At 66.7% G+C, this 23846-nt stretch carries 24 protein-coding genes; 9 read left to right on the forward strand and 15 right to left on the reverse strand.

Annotation, left to right across the window (positions count from 1 at the left end; genetic code table 11):
- Positions 1-11: 11 nt before the first annotated feature.
- Genes CXB49_RS08640 through CXB49_RS08650 form a run of 3 tightly spaced genes read right to left on the reverse strand, consistent with a single transcriptional unit; the run spans position 12 to position 2496 of the window.
- Positions 12-1499 (reverse strand): aldehyde dehydrogenase, encoded by a 1488-nt coding sequence (locus CXB49_RS08640; protein ID WP_101708019.1) that lies wholly within the window; start codon positions 1497-1499, stop codon positions 12-14.
- 44 nt (positions 1500-1543) lie between these two features.
- Entirely contained in the window at positions 1544-1936 is a 393-nt protein-coding gene (locus CXB49_RS08645) for a VOC family protein (RefSeq protein WP_101708020.1), read from the reverse strand.
- Between the two features lie 14 nt (positions 1937-1950).
- The gene (locus tag CXB49_RS08650) at positions 1951-2496 is read right to left on the reverse strand and encodes a cupin domain-containing protein (RefSeq protein WP_101708021.1); all 546 of its coding nucleotides are present in this window, start codon (positions 2494-2496) and stop codon (positions 1951-1953) included.
- A gap of 213 nt (positions 2497-2709) precedes the next feature.
- Here CXB49_RS08650 and ald point away from each other — a divergent pair, with 213 nt between their 5' ends.
- From ald to CXB49_RS08695, 9 genes are all read left to right on the forward strand, one after another.
- Positions 2710-3834: an alanine dehydrogenase gene (gene ald, locus CXB49_RS08655; protein ID WP_101708022.1), complete on the forward strand. Its 1125-nt coding sequence runs from the start codon at positions 2710-2712 to the stop codon at positions 3832-3834.
- Positions 3835-3853: 19 nt separating this feature from the next.
- On the forward strand, positions 3854-4609 hold the full coding sequence (locus CXB49_RS08660; RefSeq protein ID WP_101708023.1) for a gamma-glutamyl-gamma-aminobutyrate hydrolase family protein: 756 nt from the start codon (positions 3854-3856) through the stop codon (positions 4607-4609).
- Between the two features lie 198 nt (positions 4610-4807).
- Entirely contained in the window at positions 4808-6142 is a 1335-nt protein-coding gene (locus tag CXB49_RS08665) for a glutamine synthetase family protein (RefSeq protein ID WP_101708024.1), read from the forward strand.
- Positions 6143-6267: 125 nt separating this feature from the next.
- A complete protein-coding gene (locus CXB49_RS08670; RefSeq protein WP_101708025.1) occupies positions 6268-7647 on the forward strand; it encodes an aspartate aminotransferase family protein in 1380 nt (459 codons plus the stop codon).
- Positions 7648-7821: 174 nt separating this feature from the next.
- A complete protein-coding gene (gene motA / locus CXB49_RS08675; RefSeq protein WP_101708026.1) occupies positions 7822-8676 on the forward strand; it encodes a flagellar motor stator protein MotA in 855 nt (284 codons plus the stop codon).
- 17 nt (positions 8677-8693) lie between these two features.
- Complete coding sequence (motB, locus tag CXB49_RS08680; RefSeq protein WP_101708027.1) at positions 8694-9608, forward strand: flagellar motor protein MotB; 915 nt, start codon at positions 8694-8696, stop codon at positions 9606-9608.
- Positions 9609-9610: 2 nt separating this feature from the next.
- Positions 9611-10351, forward strand: a complete 741-nt coding sequence (locus tag CXB49_RS08685; RefSeq protein WP_101708028.1) for a class I SAM-dependent methyltransferase — start codon at positions 9611-9613, stop codon at positions 10349-10351.
- On the forward strand, positions 10338-11663 hold the full coding sequence (locus CXB49_RS08690; protein WP_101708029.1) for an HDOD domain-containing protein: 1326 nt from the start codon (positions 10338-10340) through the stop codon (positions 11661-11663). Before CXB49_RS08685 ends, CXB49_RS08690 begins: the two co-directional genes overlap by 14 nt.
- A gap of 69 nt (positions 11664-11732) precedes the next feature.
- Positions 11733-12524 carry an RNA methyltransferase gene (locus CXB49_RS08695; RefSeq protein ID WP_101708030.1) on the forward strand — a complete coding sequence of 264 codons (792 nt, stop codon included), beginning with the start codon at positions 11733-11735 and terminating at the stop codon, positions 12522-12524.
- On the opposite strand, the gene CXB49_RS08700 is transcribed toward CXB49_RS08695, so the two are convergent.
- Genes CXB49_RS08700 through hutH form a run of 12 tightly spaced genes read right to left on the reverse strand, consistent with a single transcriptional unit; the run spans position 12525 to position 23841 of the window.
- Positions 12525-13193, reverse strand: a complete 669-nt coding sequence (locus tag CXB49_RS08700; RefSeq protein ID WP_158300690.1) for a 4'-phosphopantetheinyl transferase superfamily protein — start codon at positions 13191-13193, stop codon at positions 12525-12527.
- A gap of 2 nt (positions 13194-13195) precedes the next feature.
- The gene (locus CXB49_RS08705; RefSeq protein ID WP_101708032.1) at positions 13196-13630 is read right to left on the reverse strand and encodes an excinuclease ATPase subunit; all 435 of its coding nucleotides are present in this window, start codon (positions 13628-13630) and stop codon (positions 13196-13198) included.
- A gap of 56 nt (positions 13631-13686) precedes the next feature.
- Complete coding sequence (locus CXB49_RS08710; RefSeq protein WP_101708033.1) at positions 13687-14919, reverse strand: beta-ketoacyl-ACP synthase; 1233 nt, start codon at positions 14917-14919, stop codon at positions 13687-13689.
- Positions 14916-15647, reverse strand: coding sequence for a 3-oxoacyl-ACP reductase FabG (gene fabG / locus CXB49_RS08715; protein ID WP_101708034.1), 732 nt, complete (start codon positions 15645-15647; stop codon positions 14916-14918). Before fabG ends, CXB49_RS08710 begins: the two co-directional genes overlap by 4 nt.
- Positions 15644-16102: a hotdog family protein gene (locus CXB49_RS08720; RefSeq protein ID WP_101708035.1), complete on the reverse strand. Its 459-nt coding sequence runs from the start codon at positions 16100-16102 to the stop codon at positions 15644-15646. The genes fabG and CXB49_RS08720 overlap by 4 nt, the downstream gene beginning before the upstream one ends.
- The gene (locus CXB49_RS08725; protein ID WP_101708036.1) at positions 16099-17286 is read right to left on the reverse strand and encodes a beta-ketoacyl-ACP synthase; all 1188 of its coding nucleotides are present in this window, start codon (positions 17284-17286) and stop codon (positions 16099-16101) included. Before CXB49_RS08725 ends, CXB49_RS08720 begins: the two co-directional genes overlap by 4 nt.
- 7 nt (positions 17287-17293) lie before the next feature.
- Entirely contained in the window at positions 17294-17848 is a 555-nt protein-coding gene (locus CXB49_RS08730; protein WP_101708037.1) for a DUF3261 domain-containing protein, read from the reverse strand.
- 1 nt (position 17849) lies between these two features.
- A complete protein-coding gene (locus CXB49_RS08735) occupies positions 17850-18947 on the reverse strand; it encodes a class I SAM-dependent methyltransferase (protein ID WP_101708038.1) in 1098 nt (365 codons plus the stop codon).
- Positions 18948-18965: 18 nt separating this feature from the next.
- Positions 18966-21296, reverse strand: a complete 2331-nt coding sequence (locus CXB49_RS08740) for an MMPL family transporter (RefSeq protein WP_101708039.1) — start codon at positions 21294-21296, stop codon at positions 18966-18968.
- A complete protein-coding gene (locus tag CXB49_RS08745) occupies positions 21289-21894 on the reverse strand; it encodes an outer membrane lipoprotein carrier protein LolA (RefSeq protein WP_158300691.1) in 606 nt (201 codons plus the stop codon). Before CXB49_RS08745 ends, CXB49_RS08740 begins: the two co-directional genes overlap by 8 nt.
- Entirely contained in the window at positions 21891-22307 is a 417-nt protein-coding gene (locus CXB49_RS08750) for a thioesterase family protein (protein WP_101708041.1), read from the reverse strand. The genes CXB49_RS08745 and CXB49_RS08750 overlap by 4 nt, the downstream gene beginning before the upstream one ends.
- The gene (gene hutH, locus CXB49_RS08755; RefSeq protein WP_101708042.1) at positions 22300-23841 is read right to left on the reverse strand and encodes a histidine ammonia-lyase; all 1542 of its coding nucleotides are present in this window, start codon (positions 23839-23841) and stop codon (positions 22300-22302) included. The genes CXB49_RS08750 and hutH overlap by 8 nt, the downstream gene beginning before the upstream one ends.
- Positions 23842-23846: the final 5 nt, after the last annotated feature.

A 23846-nucleotide genomic window follows, 5' to 3' on the forward strand; every position in this document is an offset into this window, starting at 1 on the left:
GGCGCGGACGATCACAGCTTGATCAGCGTGCTCTTCAGTTCGCTGTACTTGTCCAGCGCGTGCAGCGACTTGTCGCGGCCGTTGCCGGACTGCTTGTAGCCGCCGAAGGGGAAGTTCATGTCGCCGCCCTCGTCATAGCAGTTGACCCACACGGTGCCGGCGCGCAGGCGGCGCGACACCTGGTGGGCGGTGCTGACATTGGAGGTCCACACCGCGGCCGCCAGGCCATAGGCGGTGTCGTTGGCGATGCGGATGGCGTCGTCCAGCTCGCTGAAGGTGATCACCGACAGCACCGGTCCGAAAATCTCCTCGCGGCAGATGGTCAGGTCGTCGCTCGGGCAGTCGAAGGCGGTCGGTTCGATGAACAGGCCCTTGTCGGTATGCGCGGCCTTGCCGCCCATCAGCAGCGTGGCGCCCTCGCTCAGGCCCTTGTCGATGTAGTTCAGCACCTTGCGGTACTGGATCTCGTCGACGATGGCGCCCATGCCGGTGGCCGGATCGAGCGGGTCGCCGGGGAAGAAGCCGGAGGCGGCCTTCTTGAACTCCTCGATGAAGCGTTCCTTGATGTCCTTGTGCACCAGCACGCGGGAGCCGGCGGTGCAGACCTCGCCCATATTGTAGAAGATGCCGCTGGCGGCGGAGCGCGCCGCGCGGGCCAGATCCGGGCAGTCCGGCAGAATGATGTTGGGCGATTTGCCGCCCAACTCCAGCCACGCGCGTTTCAGGTTCGACTGGGCGGCGTAGCCGGCGATCAGTTTGCCGACGGTGGTGGAGCCGGTGAAGGCGACGCAGTCGACGTCCATATGCAGCGCCAGCAGGCGGCCGACGTCGCCGGCGCCAGGCAGCACCTGGAAGATGCCGTCGGGAATGCCGGCCTCTTTGGCCAGCGCGGCGACGCGGATCGCGGTCAGCGGCGATTTCTCGGACGGCTTGACGATGACGGCGTTGCCGGCGGCCAGCGCCGGGCCGAATTTCCAGCTGGCCATCAGTATCGGGAAGTTCCACGGCACCACGGCGGCGACGACGCCGACCGGCTCGCGGGTGACCAGGCCGACCAGTTTGGGATCGACCGGCACCACTTCGCCGCCGACCTTGTCTATCGCCTCAGCGTACCAGTCCACGCAATAGGCGGAGGCCGGCACGTCGACGGCGGTGGTGTCGCCTATGGGCTTGCCGGCGTCCAGCGTTTCCAGCAGCGCCAGCTCGTCGCCGTGTTCGCGGATCAGCGCGGCGAAGCGCTTCAGGATGTCGGCGCGCTGGCGGGGCGCCAGGCCGGACCAGGCGCCGGAGTCGAAGGCGCGCCGAGCCGCCTTGACCGCCGTTTCCACTTCGGCCTCGCCGCAGTGGGCGATGTCGGCCAGCTTGGCGCCGTTGGCCGGATTGACGCAATCGAAACGTCGGCCGTCGGCGGCGGCGCGATAGGCGCCGTCGATGAAGGCGCGGCCTTCAATTTTCAGTTCTGCGGCAAATTGCTTCCATTCGGCGTGACTGCGGGACATGCTGCTCTCCTCGTCATATGGTGTTGTTTGGCGGAATCAAGCTTTCAAACGGCTATGGGACTGCAAAGTTCGATCAGCGCGCCGTCCGGCGCGCGAACGTAGGACACGGTCTGTCCCCAGGGTTTTTGCTTCGGCGCCGACAACTCGACGGCGCCGTGCGCCAGCGCTTTCGCGTGCGCCGCGGCCACGTCGTTGGTGACGAGGCCGATCTCCATGCCCAGCGGCCTGGCGGACTCGCTGGCACGGACGTGGCCGTCGGGCAGGTTGCCGGCGGCCAGTTCGTGCTGGGCGAAGGACAGCGTGGTCTCGCCGGTGTCCAGTTCGCCGTAGGCGTCGGATTCGTGCAGGAATTTGCGCTTGAGGCCGAAGGCGGCCTCGAAGAAGCGCAGCGATGCCGGCACATCCGGCACGTAAATGATGGTGTAAGCCAGCTTCAAGGTGTTTCCCCCTGTCAGAAAGTGGGCGGCGAGCTGGCGCTGACCACCTCGCAGATGTCGTCGCCGACATTGCGGAAGCGGTGAGGCAGCTTGCTGTCGAAGTAGTAGGCGTCGCCGGGGCCCAGCACCCGGCTGTCGTTGCCCACCGTCACTTCTATGCTGCCGCGTATGATGACGCCGCCTTCCTGGCCGTCGTGCACCAGCATGTCGGGCCCGGTGTCGGCGCCCGGCTGGTAGTGCTCGCGCAGGATGGCGATGTCGCGCTTGTCGTGGGCGGTGCCGACCAGCATCAGCCTGATGTCCTCGTTGCCGAGGTTGGGCAGCTCGTCTGCCTGGTAAAACACACGCGGCTGCCCCGGCTCGGCGTCGAAGGTGAAGAACTCCGCCAGCGTGATCGGCAGGCCTTCCAGCACCTTCTTCAGCGAGCTGACCGACGGGCTGACCCGGTTCTGCTCGATCAGCGAGATGGTGCCGTTGGTGACGCCGGCCCGCTTGGCGAGTTCCCGCTGCGACAGGCCGAAGCGTGTCCTGACCATTCTCAACCGTGCGCCGACGTCCATTGTTGCTGCTCCATCTATATGTTAATAATTTTAGACAAATGAGCGATTGTACCTCGTGCCGGCGGCGACGTGCTTGCTGCGTCGCAAAATCGAATATCTTTGCATGGATGAGGGTTTATAGTCAGAATCAGCTTAAACGGGCAAGCGTAATGTGAATTTTCTTAAACGGCTGTTGTTTGCCTGCCCATGGACAGAACCAGTTTGGAGACGACTATGCTGATCGGCGTTCCGAAGGAAATCAAAAACCATGAGTACCGGGTGGGTCTGACCCCGTCCGGCGTCCGCGAGCTGGTGGCGAACGGACACAAGGTGCTGGTGCAGACCCACGCAGGACTGGCCATTGGTTTTACCGACGAGCAGTACATCCAGGCGGGCGCGTCCATCGCGTCGAATGCCGAGGAGGTGTTCGAGCGCGCCGACATGATAGTCAAGGTCAAGGAGCCGCAGCCGGTCGAATGCCGGCTGCTGCGGCCGGGCCAGGTGCTGTTCACCTATCTGCACCTGGCGCCGGACCCGGAGCAGGCTAAGCTGCTGGCCGAGTCCGACGCGATCGCCATCGCCTACGAGACCGTCACCGACGAGCGCGGCGGCCTGCCGCTGCTGGCACCGATGTCCGAGGTGGCCGGCCGAATGGCGATACAGGCCGGCGCCCACGCGCTGGAGAAGGCGCAGGGCGGCCGCGGCGTGCTGCTGGGCGGCGTGCCCGGCGTGGCGCCGGCCAAGGTGGTGGTCATCGGTGGCGGCGTCGTCGGGCTGAACGCCGCGCGGATGGCGATGGGCGCCGGCGCCGACGTCACGATTCTGGACAAGTCGCTGTCCCGGCTGAAGGAAATCGACATGGTGTTCGGCGGCCGCATCAAGACGCTGATGTCCAATAGTTCCAATATCGACGACAGCATACGCGACGCCGATCTGGTGATAGGCGCGGTGCTGATCCCCGGCGCCGCGGCGCCGAAGCTGGTGACGCGGGCGATGCTGAAGACGATGAAGCCGGGCGCGGTGCTGGTCGACGTGGCGATAGACCAGGGCGGCTGTTTCGAGACCAGCCGCGCCACCACCCATCAGGATCCGATCTACACCGTCGACGGCATCGTCCACTACTGCGTGGCCAATATGCCGGGCGGCGTCGCGCGCACGTCCACCCAGGCGCTGACCAACGCCACGCTGCCGTATACGCTGGAGCTGGCCAACAAGGGCTGGCGCCAGGCGCTGCTGGACAACGCCCATCTGCGCAACGGCCTGAACATCTGTCGCGGCCGCGTCACCTACCGTGCCGTCGCGCAGGATCTGGGCCACCCCTACGTCGATCCGATCGAGGCCATCAAGGCCGCCAGCTGAAAGAGGAGCTTTGCATTCTATGTCGCAAGCAATCATCGGCATTCCGTGTGACATGAAAATGTTGGGCCTGCTGCCGTTCCACGCGGTGGGCGACAAATACATCGCGGCGGCGGCCGGCGGCGCCGGCGGCCTGCCGCTGCTGATCCCGGCGATGGGCGACGCCGACATCCTGCGCGCTACGCTGGCGACGCTGGACGGCCTGCTGCTGCCGGGCTCGCCGTCCAATGTCGAGCCCTACCATTACGGCGGCGGGTCCAGCCGCCAGGGCACGCTGCACGATCCGCGCCGCGACGCCACCACGCTGCCGCTGATCCGCATGGTGCTGGAGGCCGGCGTGCCGCTGCTGGGCATCTGCCGCGGCTTCCAGGAGATCAACGTCGCGCTGGGCGGCGAGCTGCATCAGCATGTGCAGGAGCAGCCGGGCCTGCGCGACCACCGCGAGATCGAGGGCGACGATATCGGCGCGATGTACGCGCCGGCGCACCGAGTCGACTTCGTCGACGGCGGCATGCTGGCGCGGTGGTCGGGCCGCGACGGCGACATGGTCAATTCGCTGCACCAGCAGGGCATCAAGCGGCTGGCGCCGGGCTTGGACGCCGAGGCCTACGCCGAGGACGGCCTGGTCGAGGCCTACCGCGTCCGCGACGCCAAGCGCTTCGCCTTCGCCGTGCAGTGGCACCCGGAATGGTGCTATTGGGACAATCCGGTGTCCCAGGCGATCTTCCAGGCTTTCGGCGACGCCTGCCGCGCTCGCCACGCGGAGCGCGTGGGCTAGATTCGGTGGTGTTGGCGCGCCGGTCGGTGAACCCGGCGCGCATTGCGATGACTCAATAGAGAGCCCGTTCGCGATTTTCCGCTCGCCGCGGCGCGGCCGAAAGGCCGGCGGCGCCGTCCAGTTTGTCGTGGACAGGCTCTACACACCTCCCGATCCAGAGCCGCAGCCAGCGGCCGGGGAGTCAACAGAGGAAGCGTTATGAATCACCAGATCAACGAATGGCTGCGAGAGCACCGAATCACCGAGGTCGAATGTATCGTGCCGGACATGACCGGCGTGGCGCGCGGCAAGATCGTGCCGAAGGACAAGTTCGTGTCCGATCCGGAAATGCGGCTGCCGGAAGCGGTGCTGATCCAGACCGTTACCGGCGACTATCCGGACGACAGCCTGCTCGATCTGACCGATCCGGACATGGTGCTGGAGCCGGACCCGAACACGCTGCGCTATGTGCCGTGGGCGGTCGATCCGACGGCGCAGCTGATCTACGACTGCTGCCGCGCCGACGGCAGCCCGGTGGACGTGGCGCCGCGCAATGTGCTGAAGCGCGTGCTGGGCCTGTTCGACGAGATGGGGCTGGAGCCGGTGCTGGCGCCGGAGATGGAGTTCTACCTGCTGTCGCCGAACCCGGACCCGGACATTCCGCTGGCGGCGCCGATAGGGCGCACCGGCAGGGCGGAGTTCGGCCGCCGCTCGTATTCGATAGACGCGGTCAACGAATTCGATCCGCTGTTCGAGGACATCTACGACTACTGCCACGCGCAGAACCTGGAAGTGGACACGCTGATCCACGAGATCGGCACCGCGCAGATGGAGATCAACTTCCTGCACGGCAATCCGCTGGAGCTGGCCGACCAGGTCTTCCTGTTCAAGCGCACCGTGCGCGAGGCCGCGTTCCGCCACAATATGTACGCCACCTTCATGGCCAAGCCGATGGAGAACGAGCCGGGCAGCGCGATGCACATCCATCAGAGCCTGGTCGACAAGAATACCGGCCGCAACGTGTTCACCAACGAGGACGGCAGCCCGTCCGACATCTTCTTCCAGTTCATCGCCGGCATGCAGAAATACATTCCGCAGACCATGCCGCTGTTCGCCCCCTACGTGAACTCATTCCGTCGTTTGTCTCGCTACACCGCGGCGCCGACCAATGTCGAATGGGGTTACGACAACCGCACAGTCGGACTGCGCGTGCCGCATTCGTCGCCGGCGGCGCGCCGCATCGAGAACCGGGTGCCCGGCGTCGACGTCAATCCCTATATCGCGATCGCCGCTACGCTGGCCTGCGGCTACCTGGGCATGGTCAACAAGCTCCAGCCGTCCGAGCCGAGGCAGACCGACGCCTACGAGCTGCCGTATCAGTTCCCGAACAGTTCGGAGGAATCGCTGCAGCGGCTGGCCGGCTGCCACGAGATCGCCGAGGTGCTGGGGCCGCGATTCGTCAGCATGTACGTGGCGATGAAGGAAAAGGAGTTCGCCGAGTATTTCCGCGTGATCAGCCCGTGGGAGCGCAAGTTCCTGCTGTTGCACGTTTGATGCGATCATCATGGTCTCGCGCTTAGAATCACCGAACAGACAGGACAACGAAAACAGAACGACGCCGCAGGCGCAGCAGGGGCGGACCGGTGTCCGTCCCGTCGGAGAAAACTGGAAGGATTGTTATGCAGAAACAACGTACCACCAGCCAATGGCGTGAACTGGACGCCGCCCACCACCTGCATCCGTTCACCGATACCGCATCGCTGAACCAGCAGGGCGCCCGAGTGATGACGCACGGGGACGGCGTCTATCTGTGGGATTCCGAGGGGAACAAGATCATAGACGGCATGGCCGGCCTGTGGTGTGTCAATGTCGGCTACGGCCGCAAGGACTTCGCCGAGGCGGCGCGCCGCCAGATGGACGAGCTGCCGTTCTACAACACCTTTTTCAAGACCACCCATCCGGCGGTGGTCGAGTTGTCCAGCCTGCTGGCCGAGGTGACGCCCGCCGGCTTCGACCACGTGTTCTACACCAACTCCGGCTCCGAGTCGGTGGACACGATGATAAGGATGGTGCGCCGCTACTGGGATGTGCAGGGCAAGCCGCAGAAGAAGACGCTGATCGGCCGCTGGAACGGCTATCACGGCTCGACGATAGGCGGCGCCAGCCTCGGCGGCATGAAATACATGCACGAGCAGGGCGACCTGCCGATTCCCGGCATGGCCCACATCGAGCAGCCGTGGTGGTACAAGCACGGCAAGGACATGACGCCGGAAGAGTTCGGCGTGGTGGCCGCGCGCTGGCTGGAAGAGCGGATTTTGGAGATCGGCGCCGACAAGGTGGCCGCCTTCGTCGCCGAGCCGATACAGGGCGCGGGCGGCGTCATCATCCCGCCGGCCACCTACTGGCCGGAGATCGAGCGCATCTGCCGCAAGCATGATGTGCTGATCGTCGCAGATGAGGTGATCTGCGGCTTCGGTCGCACCGGCGAATGGTTCGGCCATCAGCATTTCGGCTTCCAGCCGGACCTGTTCACTGCCGCCAAGGGCCTGTCGTCCGGCTATCTGCCGATAGGCGCGGTCTTCGTCGGCAAGCGCGTCGCCGAAGGCCTGGCCGCCGGCGGCGACTTCAACCACGGCTTCACCTACTCCGGCCATCCGGTCTGCGCCGCGGTCGCGCACGCCAATGTGGTGGCGCTGCGCGACGAGGGCATCGTCCAGCGCGTCAAGGACGACATCGGCCCGTACATGCAGCAGCGCTGGCGCGAGACTTTCAGCCGCTTCGAGCATGTCGACGACGTGCGCGGCGTCGGCATGATCCAGGCCTTCACCCTGGTGAAGAGCAAGGCGACGCGCGAGCTGTTCGCCGATTTCGGCGATGCCGGCACGCTGTGCCGCGACATCTTCTTCCGCAACAATCTGATCATGCGCGCCTGCGGCGACCATATCGTGTCGGCGCCGCCGCTGGTGATGACGCGGGCGGAGGTCGACGAAATGCTGACGGTGGCGGCGCGTTGCCTGGAGGAGTTCGAACGGACGCTGAAGGAGCGCGGCCTGGTGTGACGACGACTATGCTGGTGTGGGAACGGTAATTTTGTTCCCGTCCCGGTTTTGCAGCGGATGAAGCGGGTTGGTACAATTCCACCCGCTTTTTCTATTATTTCTATAATGAATTGCAAACAGGCTGGCGGTAATACAGACGCCGGCACGGGTAACGCACACAACAGGACTTGACGCATGTTCGTCGCAATCGGGTACATCCTTATCCTCGCATCGGTGCTTGGGGGCTTTGTCGCGGCAGGGGGGGAGTTGGCCGCGCTGATGCAGCCGCTGGAGGTGGTGATGATCGTAGGCGCCGCTCTCGGCGCCTTTGTCGTCGCCAACGGCGGCGCGCCGCTGAAGGCCACCATGAAGGCCATGCCCACCGTGTTCAAGGGCAGTCCCTACAGCAAGGCCTTCTATATGGACCTGTTCTCCTTGCTGTTCGAGATACTGACCAAGGTGCGCAAGGAGGGCCTGATGTCGATCGAGGCCGATGTCGAGAATCCCGAGGCCAGCCCGGTCTTCTCCAAGTATCCGACCGTGCTGCACGACCACCACATCGTCGAGTTCGTCTGCGACTATCTGCGGCTGATGGTCGGCGGCAATCTGAACGCCTTCGAGATCGAGAATCTGATGGATGTGGAGATCGACACCCACCACCACGAGGGCGAGGTGCCGGTCAACGCGGTCAAGGGGCTGGCGGACGGCATGCCGGCCTTCGGTATCGTCGCCGCGGTGATGGGCGTGGTGCACACGATGGCGTCGGTGGGCGCGCCGCCGGCCGAGCTGGGCATGCTGATCGCCCACGCGCTGGTGGGCACCTTCCTCGGTATTTTGCTGGCCTACGGCTTCGTCGGGCCGCTGGCGACCATCCTGGAACACAAGCTGGGCGACGGCACCCGCGTCTACCAGACCATCAAGGTCACGCTGCTGGCCAGCCTGAACGGCTACGCGCCGCAGGTGGCGGTGGAGTTCGGCCGCAAGGCCCTGACTTCGACTGATCGGCCGTCCTTCAAGGAATTGGAAGATCACGTCAAGCAGAAGAAATAAGCGGGAGCGGCACCAATATGGCAGACGAATCGCAACGGCCAATCATAGTCAAAAAGATCAAGAAGGGCGGGCACGGCCATCACGGCGGCGCCTGGAAGATCGCCTACGCCGACTTCGTGACGGCGATGATGGCCTTCTTTCTGCTGATGTGGCTGCTGGGCTCGGCCTCGCAGGGCACGCTGAACGGCATCGCCGAATACTTCAAGACGCCGCTGAAGGTGGCCTTGTCCGGCGGCGCCGGCGCCGGCGACGCCACCTCGGTGGTCAAGGGCGGCGGCAACGACCTGACCAAGCAGGCCGGCCAGGTCAACAAGGCCGGTTCCAAGAAGGAAGAGGTGATGCAGAAGCAGCAGGAACAGGCCAAGCTGAACCAGCTGCAGCAGAAGATCCAGCAGAACATCGAGCATAGCGAGCTCTTGAAGGAGTACAAGAATCAGCTGAAGCTGGAAATGACGCCGGAAGGGCTGAAGATCCAGATCGTCGACGAGCAGAACCGGCCGATGTTCGACTCCGGCAGCTCGCGGATGCTGCCGCATACCCGGGTGCTTCTGCAGCAACTGGCGCCGGACCTGAACCAGATGGCGAACAAGGTCAGCATTTCCGGCCATACCGACGCCAAGCCGTTCGCCGGCGGGCAGGGCGGCTACAGCAACTGGGAATTGTCGGCCGATCGCGCCAACACCGCGCGGCGCGAACTGGTCGCCGGCGGCCTCAGCGAAAGCAAGATACTGCGCGTGGTCGGCCTGTCCTCGGCCAATCCGCTGATCAAGAGCGACGTCTTCAGCCCGGAAAACCGCCGCATCACGATCCTGGTGCTGAACAAGGATACCGAATCGTCGATCCTGAACGACGGCTTCAAGCCGCAGATGAACCAGGAAGTGATAGGTGGGCCGGCCAGCAACGGCGAAGCGCCGGCGGCCGGCTCTCCGTAACGATGGGCCGTTTGCGCCACCCGCTGCTGCAATTGCTGGCCTGCGTCGGCGCCTGGGTGTTCATCGCGCCCGGACAGGATCTGGCCGCGTGGGCGGTGCTGCAAGGGGTGCTGGCGGCGCTGCTCGCCACGCTGTCGCGGCTGCCGGGCTGGCAGCGGGCGGCGCACGGTCTGTTCGTGCCGGCGGCGGTCTTGCTTGGACAGGCGGGCATTCCGCCGTGGTGTTATCTGCTGGCGCTGCTGGCGACGCTGGCGCTGGGGCGGAACGCCCTGGTCGAACGGGTGCCGCTGTATCGTTCGGCGCGGAAGGTGGCGGAACGGCTGGGCGCGAGGCTGGGGGACGGCTGGCGCGTGCTGGAGGCCGGCTGCGGCGATGGCCGCCTGGCGTTGCAGCTGTACCGGCTGCGGCCCGATCTCAGCCTGTCGGCGCTGGAGAACGCGCCGGGCAGCTGGCTGCTGGCGTGGCTGCGCTGGCTGGGGGCCGGCAGGCCGCCGGGGCTGGCGATAGGCTGTCGCAGCTTTTGGGGAGAGGACTGGGGGGCGTATGATGCGATCTACGTGTTCCTGTCGCCGGAGCCGATGCCGCGGGTGTGGCGCAAATTCATCGCCGAAGGCGCGCCGGGCAGCTTGCTGATCAGCAACACCTTCGTCGTGCCCGATGTCGAACCCGATGAACGGTTGCCCTTGGGCGGCCCCTTGCAAAAAGAACTATTGATCTGGCGTTACCCACATGGATCTGAATAACTGGACCAAGGCCATCGCGGAAAAGCGCTGGCCGATACTGCCGGACACGCTGGCCGAACTGCGCGACGCCTGCGCCCGGCACAGCGATCTGGTCAATTTCTCGGACCTGTCCAATCTCTGCCTGTCCGATCCCTTCCTGTTGCTGGACCTGTTGCGGGTCGTCGGTAATTCGCGCGCGCTGCAGCGCAACGAGAGCATTCCGTCGGTCGAGCAGACGCTGATGCTGATGGGGTTGGAGGCGGTGGTCAGCCGTTTCAACCGGGTCGAGGGCATGGAGCCGACGCCGGGAAAACTGGATCCCGAGGTCTACGAGGCGGTAGCCGACTGGATGGGCCGCAGCCGGGTGGCGGCGCTGCTGGTCAAGGAATGGCTGTCCATCATGGGCGATCTGAAGGTCGAGGACTGTTTCGTCGCCGCCCTGCTGTACAACCTGCCGGGCTGCCTCTACATGATCCAGCGCAACCGCCTGCCGGACAAGCCGCTGCTGCAAGAGATGTCGGAGGCCTTCGACACCGACTACGCCAAGATACTGGAAGCCTTCGTCAAGCACATGCCGTTGCCGGCCGGCTTCAACGGTCTGATCGGTCCGGGCAAGCCGAACAAGCGGCGCCAGTTGCTGAAGCTGGCCATCGCCACCGCCAATTCGCTGGAGCACGGCGTCGAGCGCAGCACCTGGCTGGTCGGCGTCGACGCCGCCGCCAAGATGATCAACGGCCATCCGGAACAGGCCTATATGGCGGTGGTGCATTCGGTGCTCAGCGTGGCGCGGCGGCCGCACGAGATAGGCTACACCTTTCCGGCGCGCGCCTTGCTGATGTTGCCCAACGACGCGCCGAAGGCCGAGATGAAGAAGGCGGCGGCGCTGGCGGACGGCGGCCAGCTGGAGAACGCGATACGCGAATCGATACGCTTCCTGGCCAACGATCTGAAGTTCGAGCGGGTGCTGTACTACCACTACGAGCACGAGCAGCACGCGCTGAAGCTGCGCTATCAAGTCGGCGTGGCGACCGACAGCCCGCTGCGCAAATTGCAGCTGGAACTGGAGCCGGGCAGCTTCTTCGGCGTTTTCGCCAGCAAGCCGCAGAGCTTCCACGCGCCGGCGGCGGTACGCCAGCAGTTGGCCAGGCGCTACGACGACGTTTTCTTCCAGCATGTCGGCGACGGCGAATTCGCGTTGATGACCCTGTTCGGCGGCCACAAGCTCAGCGGCGTGTTCTACGTCGACAATGTCCGCAGCGGCCGGGCGATAGACGACGGCACCTACCACCGCTTCAAGGACCTGGTCACCCGGCTGACGCTGCTGCCGCAATAATGCAAGAAGGCGCGGGGGCGGGTACACTCTAGCCCCTTCGCCTTTGTCCGGCTTTCAGCGGAATCCATCATGCATTACATCGCCAAGACCATCACCTCACCGCACAACGACGAAGTCAAGGCGCTGGCCCGACTGGTCCAGCACAGCCGCGACCGCCGCAAGGAGGGCGTGATGGTGCTGGAAGGCATCCACCTGGCGGAATCCTGTCTGCAGGCCGGCGGCGCGTTGCCGCGGCTGTATCTGAACGAGGCGGCGGCCGACAAGCCCGAGGTCAGGGCCTTGCTGGCCCGGTTGCCGGCCGACAGCGTGGTGGTGACGTTGCCGGAGGCGGTGATGGCCAAGGCGACGGCGCTGGCCAGCGCCGGCGAGTTGCTGGCGTTGTCGCCGCGGCCCAGGCCGCGGGCGCCGGACGCGTCGGCGGCGCGGGTGCTGCTGGAGGATATCCAGGACCCGGGCAATCTGGGTACGATACTGCGTTGCGCGGCGGCGGCCGGCGTCTGGGACGTCTTCCTGTCCAAGGGCTGCGTCGACGTGTTCTCGCCCAAGGTGCTGCGCGCCGGCATGGGCGCGCACTTCGCGCTGCGGATACACGAGCACGCCGATCTGGAGGCCGAGTTGCGCGGCTTCGCCGGCCGCAAGCTGGTCACGCATCTGGAAGGCTCCAGCTCGCTGTACGGCCACGACCTCTGCGGCGCGGTGGCCTTCGTGTTCGGCAACGAGGGCGCCGGGGTCGGCGACGCGCTGCTGGCGCTGGCCGACGCCCGCATCCGCATCCCGATGCCGGGCCACGCCGAGTCGCTGAATGTGGCGATGGCGGCGACGGTGTGCTTGTTCGAGCGGGTGCGGCAGCTGGAGGGCTGATCAGACGGCTTCAGATCGCCAGTGGCGTGGCGAGCTTCCGGCATCGGCCGGCAGCGCGAGCTCGGCGAACTGGCCGACGGCGCCGCTGAGGGCCAGCACCGCGCCGTCCTTCAGTTGCGCCGTCAGCGCGTCGGCGTTGTCGGGACGGGCGTCCAGCCAGCGAAGCGCGCGCATCGCGTCGCCGCTCAGTCCCTGGCCGCGCTGTTTCAGCCAGGCTTCGCGCAGGGTCCACATGTGCAGAAACAGGTCGGGTGCCTGGGCGGCGTTCTGCCGCAGCATTTCTTGCTCGTCCGGAGAAAAAAGCCACTCGGCGATTTGCGCGATGGAGCGCTTCGGGCTGGGCGTTTCCAGGTCCAGGCCGACCGGCTGGCGCGCCAGCGCGCATGCGACTCTCTCGCCGCTGTGGCTGATCGCGGGGAAGCAGCCGGGATGGTCTGGGAAGTACGGCGCGCCGGCCTCGCTTGCGTCCAGCGCCAAGCGCTCGGGCGCGATGCCCAGCTTTGCGCCGGCCAGCTTGCGCAGCAGCCAGCGGCTGGCCAGGAATTGCAGCCGCCGCGAAGGGCGGCGCATGGTCGACAGCCGCAGGCGCTCGGCCTGGCCCAGCCAGGCTTCGGCATCGGCCCAGTCCGGCTGGCCCAGCTCGCTCAACAGGCAGCTGTCGACCCACATCCTTACTTGCCTATCTTGGCGTATTCGCCCTTGATCGCCGCGCCGGCTATCATCGCGCCGGCATGGCATTCGATGGTCTGGCTGTCGCGGACTTCATCCTTCTTGTAGTAGCTGACGATATCCACCACGGCATTGGCGTCGTGCCGCTTGGCGGTGTTCTGGAACGAGATCAGCGTCGACAGAATGACCCAGCGGCAGGCTTGCTCGTCGGACTTGTTGAAGGCATTGGTCTTTTGATTGGACACATCGCTGCCCAGCTTTTGGCGGATGGCCGGCGTGTGCTGGCCAGCGAGGAAGAAGCGGACGGAACCGTCGAGCTTCTCCTTGGCTTCCGGCATGGCCAGCACGTCGGACAGCGCGACTTTGACCACGGTGTCGCGGGCCATCGCGTGGCCGGAGGCCAGGCACAGGGCGAGCAGGGGAATGGCGAAACGCATGTTTATGTCTCCTTGATTGATGGTCGATGCCGGCCCGGGCCGGCGCAGTAAAAAAATCAGTCGCGCCAGCGACGGAAGATCAATGAGGTGTTGATGCCGCCGAAGGCGAAGTTGTTGCTCATCGCCAACTCGGTTTCTAGGCGGCGGCCGTCTCCCGCGAGGTAGTCTAGCGGCGCGCAGCGCGGGTCGACTTCGGTCAGGTTCAGCGTCGGCGCGAACCAGCCATCGCGCATCATCTCTATCGTCATCCAGGCTTCCAGCGCGCCGCAGGCGCCCAGGGTGTGGCCCATATAGCTCTTCAGCGAGGAGATGGCGACCTTCTCGCCGAAGACGCTGTGGGTCGCCTGGGACTCGGCCACGTCGCCCTGATCGGTGGCGGTGCCGTGGGCATTGACGTAGGGGATGTCCGATGGGGCCAGGCCGGCATCGTCCAGCGCCAGCCGTATCGCGCCGGCCATCGTCTCTGCCTGCGGATGGGTGACGTGCTGGCCGTCGCTATTGGTGCCGAAGGCGAGAATCTCGGCCAGGATGTTGGCGCCGCGGGCGCGGGCGTGCTCCAACTCTTCCAGAATCAGCGTGCAGGCGCCTTCGCCCAGCACCAGGCCGTCGCGCTTGGCGTCGAACGGGCGCGGCGTCAGCTCGGGGGTGTCGTTATGCTCGGTGCTGGTGGCGAACAGGGTGTCGAACACGGCGGCCTGGGTCGGATCCAGTTCTTCCGCGCCGCCGGCTATCATCGCCAGCTGGCGGCCGCTCTGTATCGCTTCGAACGCGTAGCCTATGCCCTGGCTGCCCGAGGTGCAGGCGCTGGAGGTGGTGATCACCCGGCCGGTCACGCCGAAGAATACGCCGATGTTCACCGGCGCGGTGTGCGACATCATGCGGATATAGGTATTGGCGTTGATGCCTTCGGTGCTCTTGCACATCAGCATGCGGCCGAAATCGCCGATATTGGCCGGACAGCCGGACGAGGAGCCGTAGGAAATGCCCACCTTGCCGCTTTGCAGCAAGGGATCGTTCAAGAGGCCGGATTGCTCCAGCGCCATCTCGGTCGCGCGGGTGGCCATCAGCGCGACGCGCCCCATGCTGCGCGTGGTCTTGCGGTTATAGCGCGCGGGCAATTCGAACGGCGCGGCCGGCGCGCCGACCTGGGTCCCCAGGCCATCGTATTCGGCCCAGGGTCCCATGGTGCGCACGGCGTTGCGGCCGGATTGCAGCGAAGTCTTCACCGACGCCCAGTCGTGGCCCAGAGGGCTGATGGCGCCGATGCCGGTAATCACGACGCGCTTCATCCTACCATTCCTCCATTGACCGAGATCACCTGACGCGTGATATAGGCGGCATCCTCGCCGATCAGAAAACTGACGGCGGCGGCGACTTCTTCCGGCTTGCCGACGCGGCGGGTCGGGATCATCTTCATCGCCTCTTCCAGCACGTGCGGCTCCATCATTTCGGTGTCTATCAGGCCGGGGGCCACGCAGTTGACGGTGATGGCCCGGCTGGCCAGTTCCACCGCCAGCGCCTTGGTGGCGCCGATCACGCCGGCCTTGGCGGCGCTGTAGTTGACCTGGCCGCGATTGCCTACCAGGCCCGACACCGAAGCCAGCGTGACGATGCGGCCCGGCTTGCGACGGCGCACCAGCGGCATGGTCAGCGGCTGCAGCACATTGTAGAAGCTGCCCAGATCGGTATTGACCACCAGGTCCCAGTCCTCGGCGGGCATCGCCGGGAAGGCGTTGTCGCGCGCCAGGCCGGCGTTGCATACCACGCCGTAGTAACAGCCGTGGCTCGCGATGTCGCCGAGCAGGGCGGCGGAGGCGGCCTCGCGGTCGGTGACGTCGAATTGCAGCACCCGGGCCTGGCGGCCCATGGCGGCGATTTCGGCGGCGACGGCGTCGGCTTCGTCGCGGCGGCTGCGGCAATGCACCACCACGTCGTAGCCGTCGCGGGCCAGACGCAGGGCGATTGCACGTCCTATGCCCCGGCTGGAGCCGGTTACCAGTACGGTTTGGTTGTTCATTGCATCGATTCCTTGATGAATTGTTCTGTGTCGGAAGGTTCGAAAACCTTCAGTTGCGCGCTGGCAAGGCGTTTGCCGGCGCAATCTATGCTGCATTCAAACTGTCCCAGGCCGTTGTCGGCCAGGAATTGCAGTTCGACGCGCACTTGCAAGGCGGTATCGAATTCGAAAGCTGGCACGATGGCCTGGTAGCGACGACAGCCCAGCAGGAATCCCACCTTGGGGGCTTCGCCGCGCGCTCTGGCCTGCAGGCCCGCCCAGGCGGCGATGGCCTGGGCCATGTATTCGACGCCTACCCAGCTGCCTATCTCGCCGTCCCGGCAGAAAAGCTGGTTCGACTTCGGCGTGACTTCGGCAATCAGGCTGCTGTCGTCGGCGAAGAGCACGCGATCCAGCAGCGACATGTCGCCGGCGTGGGGCACCAGGTGCTCGATGGCGGGAATCGCGTCGCTCATCGCGTGGCCTCCAGAATCAGGCAGGCGTTGCTGCCGCCGAAGGCGAAGGAATTGCTCAGCGCGCGCCGCGGCTGGCGCGACAGGCTTTGGCCGGGGCATACCAGCCGCAACGGCGGGAGCCCTGGGTCGGTTTCGCCGTCCCATTGATGGACCGGCAGCAGGCCTTCGGCGTTGTCCTGCAGCGTCAGCCAGCAGATGGCTGCCTCCAGCGCGCCGGCCGCGCCCAGGGTGTGGCCGGTCAGCCCCTTGGTGGAGCTGGCGGCCACATCGGCGCCGAACAGCTGGCTGACGGCCAGGCTTTCCATCGCGTCGTTCTGCCGGGTGGCGGTACCGTGCAGATTGATGTAGTCGATGTCCGAAGGGACGAGCGCCGCTGTCGCCAGCGCTTCGCGCATCGCCGCCAGCGCGCCGGCGCCAGTCGGATCCGGCGCGGAAATATGGTGGGCGTCGGCGGTCTCTCCCCAGCCGGCCAGCCTGACCGCGCCGGCTTCCCGGCTGATCAGGAACAAGGCCGCGGCCTCGCCTATATGGATGCCGTCGCGGTTTCGGCTCATTGGATTGCAGCCGTTCCGGCCGACGGACTCCAGCGCGGCGAAGCCGGCCACGGTGAAGCGGCACAGCGAATCGGCGCCGCCGGCTATCACCGCGTCGCACTGGCCGCTTTTCAGCAGCCGCGCCGCGCTGGCCAGCGCCTTGGCGCTGGATGAGCAGGCGGTCGAGATCACCAGCGCCGGACCGCCGATGCCCAGAACCTCGCGCAGCAGCATCGCCGGGGAACCCAGTTCCTGCTGGCCGGGGTGGAAGTCTTCCGGCAGCGTTCCGCTTTCGCGGCGGACGAGGAAGGCGTGCTCGCTTTCCCCGATGCCGGAGGTGCTGGTGCCGAGGACGATGCCGACGCGGTTCGCGCCGAAGCGGGCGATGGCCGCGTCGACCTGCGGACGGATGTCTTCCAGCGCCGCCAGCAGCAGCGCGTTGTTGCGGCTGCGCAGCGGCAGCGGCAGATGGCTGGTCGAGGGCAGCGGGCCGTCGAACGGCGCCGATGGCCAGTCGCGGCCGTCAGGCAGCGCGAGGCGGGAGCGGGCGGCGCCGCTTGGCGGGTTGAACAGCGCCTCGCGCAGCGCCCGGTGGCCGCGGCCGGCGCTGCACAGCACGCCAAGATGGTTCAGATAGACGTCGGTCGTCATGGTGTTTTCACTGCAATGGCGCTGAGTCTATGCTCAGGCGGTAGCCTTCGCGCCGGTTGGTCAATTCGCTATGCCCCAGCCAGGCCGGCGAGGCCTGGTTTTCGATGCGCAGGGCCTCTTCGCCGTCCTGTCGCAGCACGCGCGCGCCGCTTTCCTCGTCCAGCGTCCAGCCGGCGGGCAGCGCGGCGCGCAGGGCCGGCAGCGGCCAGTAGGCCAGCTGGATGTCTCGCACGATGCGGGCCTCGTCGACGCTGGCCGGCAACAGCGGGCTGCGTTGGCTTTGCAGCGTCTTGCCGTCCCAGCTCAGCGTCAGTATCCGTTGTCCCAGCGCCAGACCGGCCAGTCTCAGTTGCGCGGCGTCTATCTCCAGCTGCACGTCCAGCGACGGCGACGCCTGGCCGTCGCGCGGGTTCAGCGGTCCGGCGCGCAGCCGCTGGACCAGACTCAGCTCGGCGCCGAAGCTGGACGGCGAGAGCGCGAGCGCCGGCAGGGCCGGGCGCGGCGGCGCGCCCTGGCAGGCGGCCAGCAGCAGAACGAGGGCGAGCAGGAGCAGGCGGCGCATATCAGTCGGCCCGTTCGAACTGTAGCAGCGTGTGGCAGTAACCGATGCCATCGCGCTCCTCCACCAGTTGCAAGCCGGCCTGTTGGCACAGGCGGATGTAGTCGTCGGCGCGGTACACCTTGCTGTTGCCGCTGGCCATCGCGGTGAAATACGGCGAGGTGTTGATCAGGCAATAGGCAGCGATATCGTATTTCTGCCGGTCCCACAATGTGTCCAGAATCATCACCCGGCCGCCGGCGGCCAGCGCGGTCGCCGCCCGGCGCAGAATGCCGGCGATGACTTCCTCGCTGAAGCAGGACAGAAACTGGCTCATCCAGACCACATCCATGCCGGACGGAAAGTCCAGCGTGGGATCCAGCATGTCGGTCGGGTGCAGCTTGACGCGATGCGACAAGCCCTGTTCCGCCAGCGTTTTTTCTATCACCGCCAGCTGGCCGGGCAGGTCCAGCAAATGCATTTCCACATCCGGGTCGTGGGCCAGCGCGGCCAGCGTGAATTTGCCGGTATTGGCGCCGATGTCCATCAGCTTGCGCGGGCGCCGCGCGAACACGTCGGGCAGGATTTCCGGAAACGAGGTGTCGGAGTAATGATGATCGAAGCGCAGCCAGCTGCTGCGGGCCGGCTCCGGCATCGTCGCCAGTCCCTGGTACAGCGTGTCCCAAGATCCCAGCGCGGCCAGACCGTGCGGTTTTTCCTCGTCCAGCGACCGTTCCAGTTCGAACAGACCCTGGTAGCAGACATCGTGGATGAAATCGAGGTTGATCTGGGTGATGGGGTCGGACAGCAGGCAATAGCCGGTCTTGTCCAGCGCGTAGCGGCCTGCGCGCAATTCGACGACGCCTGCCGACAAGCAGGTTTCCAGCAGCAGGTTCAGCGCATAGCGGCTGAGCTTGCCGTCGGCGGCCAGCTCCTCCACTGTCCGGCCGCGTTCGCCGGCCTCGGCCAGGTTTTGCAGGATGCCGCGCTTCCAGGCGAGGCGCACGCATTGGAAAACCACGGGGCCGAAAGCGATTTTCTGCGCGTCGAAACGCGCGTCCATCACGGATTGGCGCGCCGGGGCGAAGCGTTTGTCTTGCAAGGTTTGAGAGCGGGTTTCCATTGTTTCTTCGTTTCTGCTTTAAATGCTTGGGGTGAATAGCGGGTTGAGCAGCCAGCACAGGCTGATGCCGAGCAACATGGTCAGGCCGAAGGCGGCCAGCGCCGGGGTCGACGACAGCGCGAGCAGGCCGAAGGCGAGCAGCGTGCCGGCGGCGGCCAGCGTGACCGACAGGAAGGCCCGTGGGTCGGCGTCGGCGAGCAGGAACACGCCGTAGTCGACGCCCATGCCGAGTATCAGCAGCAGCGCGAGAATGGTGAACAGCTGCAGCGGCTGGCCGAACAGCGCCAGCAGCGCCACCGTCAAGACGCTGGCCAGCAGCGTCGGCAGCAGCGCGCGCCAGGCGCGGCGGCCGAAACGACGCCACAACATGGCCAGCACCAGCAGATAACTGGCGGCGATCACCCAGGTCATCAATTGGCGGTAGTGCCGCATCAGGCCGGAGATTTCCCCGACCTTGTCTATGAAGCGCACGCCCGCCACGGCAGGCGCGGCGGCGGCCAGAGCCGGCAGCGCGGCCGGGCCGGCCAGGCCGCGCAGCATCACGACGCTGGCGTAGCCGGTTCCGAAGCGGCCCAGCCATTGCGCGCGCAGCGGTTCGGACACCGGCGCGGCCAGCCAGGCATCGATGGTCAGCGGCCGCAGCGGCGGCAAGGACGGGCTTGGCATCGCTTGTCCGAGCAGGCCGGCGGCTTGTTCCAGCACGCCTCCGGGGGCGAAGACCACGCGTTGCAGCAGCGCCCGGTCGGCGGTCTGGCGCGATTCGGACGGCACCCAGTCGGATATCGCCTGCACGCCGGCGAACTTGCCGGCGGCGATCAGCGGCGCCAGCCGCGCTTTCAGGGCCTCTTCGCGTTGCAGCACCTGTTCAGGGCTGGCGCCGCTCACCAGGAAGAACTGTCCCGGACCGGCCATCTGCATCAATTCGCCGACTCGGCGCTGATCTTCCAGCAGTTGCCGGGGCGCGTTCTGCAAGGCGCGCACGTCGTCATTGGCCTGCAGTCGGACCAGGCCCGCCAGGCAGATGACGGCGGCGCAGACGGCGAACAGGATGGTGAAGCGGTTGCGGCCCCAGCGCGGCCAGGCGCGTCGCCAGTTGCCGACAGCCTGGGAAAAACCGTTGAACGGCATCTCGCCGCGGTCGGCGAACGGCAGGCAGCACAGCACGGTGGCGAAGGCGGAGAACAGGCCGGTCACGGAAAACACCGCCATCTGCCTCAGGCCGGGAAACGGCGCCAGCGCCAGCAGCCCGTAGCCTATGGCGGTGGTGGCGAAGGCCAGCCACATCGTCGAGCGCTGGCCGCGCAGCATCGCCCAGCGCTCGCCGGCGGGGCGGCCCAGGCGATAGGCGTAGTAGTTGTTGCCGTAGTTCTCGGCCACGCCTATCAGGCTGGCGCCGAACACCAGGGTGATCAGATGCAGTTTGCCGAACAGCAGCATGGTCAGCGATACGGCGCAGCCAAGGCCGGCGACGATGGACAGCGTCACCAGGATGCGCGGCCGCACGCCGTTGAAGGCCAGCACCGTCAGCAGCAGGATGCCCAGCAGGGAACCCGCGCCTATGGTGTGCACTTCGCGTTCGGCCTGGGTCGAGGCGGCGGCGGCGAACAGCGGTATGCCGGCCTCGATCACCCGCGCGCTGGGCGCGGCGGCGAGCGCCGCCTGGCGGGCCTTGGCCAGCGCCGGCAGCATCGCCTGCTGGGCCGACACTGAAAACGCCGGTCCCTGCTGCTCCAGCATCACCAGCGCATAATGCTGGTCGCCGTTGGACAGAGACAGCCGGTCGTCGCGCACGCGCACCTTGCTTTGCGACGCCCGCTCGCCCAGCCATTGCCCGTACAGATTCAGCGGATCGTCCTGCCAGCGGCCCTGCCTGGGCATGCCCACGGGCTGGAACAGCGCGGCCGCGGCCTGCTCGGCCAGCGTCGGGACCGGCGTGTTTGCCAAGCGATGCCGCGCGTCGTCGCCGAGCAGCTGGGCGCGGTAGCCGGCGTAGAAGCCCAGCCAGTCGCCGCTTTCGCGCGCGTCTATCCGGTAACGCAAGGCCAGGGGCAGGCCGGAGGCGCCGATGGCTGCGGCGTAGGCGTCGGCGGCGCGACGCGCGTCGTTCCAGCCGGACGCGCCCAGCAGCGCCACCACGCGGCGCGCGCCGGCGTCGGCCAGCTGGCGCGTGGCGTCCTGGGCCGCCGTGTCCTGGCGGTTTTGCGGCAGCATCGCCAGGATGTCGGTTTCCAGCCGGGCGCCGCCGCCCAGCCATAGCCAGCCGTTGTGGCCGGCGACGACCAGCAGCAGGGCCAGCCAGGCGGCCGCCAGCCAGCGGTGGGCGCGGGACGGGCCACCAAGCTCAGTCAAAACGGGCCTCTTCGTCGCGGCTCAGCGTCGCGGGGGCGGCGCTCTGGCCGCTGAACGCGATGCGGGTGGAGTCGCCGTTGCTTTCGTCGATGACGATGGCGCGGACATACTGGTCGCCGGACAGCTCGATCCGGCGCATCACCTTGCCCAGCGCGGCCTGCTTCGGCGTCAGCGTCAGCCGCCAGGCCTTGCCGTCCTGTCCGCCGGCGATGGCGAAGTAATTGTCCAGCGCCTGCAGATTGCCGCCCAGCAGCGAGAACATCAGTTCGTTGATCATCCGCACCGTCGGTTCTTTGGCGGCGGACAGCTGGAAGGACACGGCGCCGTTCTGGGTCGCGACGATTTCGCCGCGGGTGAGTCTGAGCCGGCTGGCGAACGGCTTCTGGGTGTCCCACAGCACGCCCTTGTCGCGCGAGACCAGGAAGACGCCGCGCGAGCGCAGCGGTTTGGCGAAACCGTTGACCTGCTTGCTCTGTTCGAATGCGCCGCGCAGCACCGCGGGGCGGGCCAGTTTCTGGCCGATGGCCGAGGCCAGGTCGGCGGCGCCGGCGGCCAGCGGCAGCAGCGCGAGACAGGCGGAGGCGATCAGTCTTTTCACGGCGCCGGCACTCCCAGTTTTTCCCACAGCACCGGCGGGCAGACGTAGAGCATCTCCTGGCTGGCCAGATCGACGGCCACTTGCACGGTGTAGGCCTTGTTGATCTTGTGGCCGGTGGCGGCGTCGCGGACCAGATAGGCTATCTTCAGCCGGTTTTCCCATTCGACTATGCTGGCCTCGATGGTCACTTTCTGGCCGAAGCGGATAGGCTGCACATACTTGAGCCGCATGTCGACGACAGGCCAGGCGTAGCCGGAGTCGCGCATCTGCGGGTAGTTGTAGTCGAAGCGCTCCAAGAGCGCGCAGCGGGCGATTTCCAGATATTTGACGTAATTGCCGTGCCAGACCACGTCCATCGGATCCAGGTTGTGGAAGGCCGGCTCCAGCTCGATCACGTGCGACAGCTCAGTCATACAGGCTCCAGGCGCGGGCGCGGATGGCCGCGATCAGCGCGATCAACTCCTTGTCCAGCGCGCGATCCTCGGCGATGCGCGGGATGCGGCCGGCCAGGTCCCGCTGCATCGCGGCCAGCGCCGGGCTCAGCGACAGTTCCGCGATCTCGCCGCGCAGCTCCACGCCCTGGCGGGCGGTGATCAGCAAGGCCGCCAGCACCTGCTCGCTCAATTCCAGCACCCGCAGCGCGTCGCGGGCGGCGATGGTGCCCATGCTGACCTTGTCCTGATTGTGGCACTCGGTGGAACGGGAGAACACCGAGGCCGGCATGGTCTGTTTCAAGGCCTCGGCGGTCCAGGCGGACGCGCTGATCTGCAACGCTTTCAGGCCGTGGTTGATCGGCGCGCGGTCGGCCGGGGCGCCGCTGAGGTTGCTCGGCAGGCCATGGTTGTAGCGGGTGTCGACCAACAGCGCCATCTGGCGGTCCATCAGGTCGGCCAGATTGGCCACGGCGTTTTTCAGGCCATCCATCGCGAAGGCGATATGGCCGCCGTAGAAATGGCCGCCATGCAGCACGCGCTCTTCGTCGGCGTCGATGATGGGATTGTCGTTGGCGCTGTTCAGCTCGTTTTCGATCAGGCCGCGCATGAAGGGCAGCGCGTCTTCCAGCACGCCGATCACGTGCGGCGCGCAGCGCAGCGAGTAGCGGTCTTGCAGCCGGCTGTCGTTGCGGCTGGGGCGGGGCGCGTCCAGATCGGCGCGGATGCGCGCGGCGGCGCGCTGCTGGCCCGGATGCGGCTTGACGGCGAACAGCGCCTCGTCGAAGTGATGGGCGTTGCCCGCCGAGGCCACCACGTTCATCGCGGTCAGCCGCGCGGCCAGCCGCGAGGCGTAGTCGGCGCGCCGCCATGCCAGGCAGGCCAGCGCGGTCATCACCGCGGTGCCGTTCATGATGGCCAGGCCTTCTTTCGGACGCAGCCGGAGCGGCGTCAGTCCGACGGCGCGGAGCGCGTCGGCGGCCGGGCCGCGTTGGCCGCGGAACATCACCTCGCGCTCGCCGCACAGCGCGGCGGCCACATAGGACAGCGGCGTCAGATCGCCGCTGGCGCCGACCGAGCCCTCGGCCGGGATCAGCGGCAGGATGTCGTGCTCCAGCAGCGCCGCCAGCTGGGCCAGCAGCGCGTAGCTGACGCCGGACACGCCGCGGCACAGCGAGGCCAGTCGCACCGCCAGCACCGCGCGGGTCTCCTCGGCGTCGAGGAAGCGCCCGGCGCCGCAGCCGTGATAGGTGTACAGATGGTGCGGCAGTTCGGCCACCAGCGCGGCCGGAATCTCCACGGTGCAGGAATCGCCGTAGCCGGTGGTGACGCCGTAGACCACGCCGTCCTCGGCCAGCAGGCGGTCGATGAAGCGGCTGCCCTTGTCTATGCGCTGGCGGAAGGCCTCGCTGTCGGACAGGCGCGCGCGCTTGTCGCCGCGGGCGATGGCGTCGATGTCGCTCAGACCGAGCCAGGAGCCGTCGAAGACGACGGTGTCGATTTGCGTATTGCTCATGATGT

This window comes from Chromobacterium sp. ATCC 53434, assembly GCF_002848345.1.
Taxonomy (GTDB): Bacteria; Pseudomonadota; Gammaproteobacteria; order Burkholderiales; family Chromobacteriaceae; genus Chromobacterium.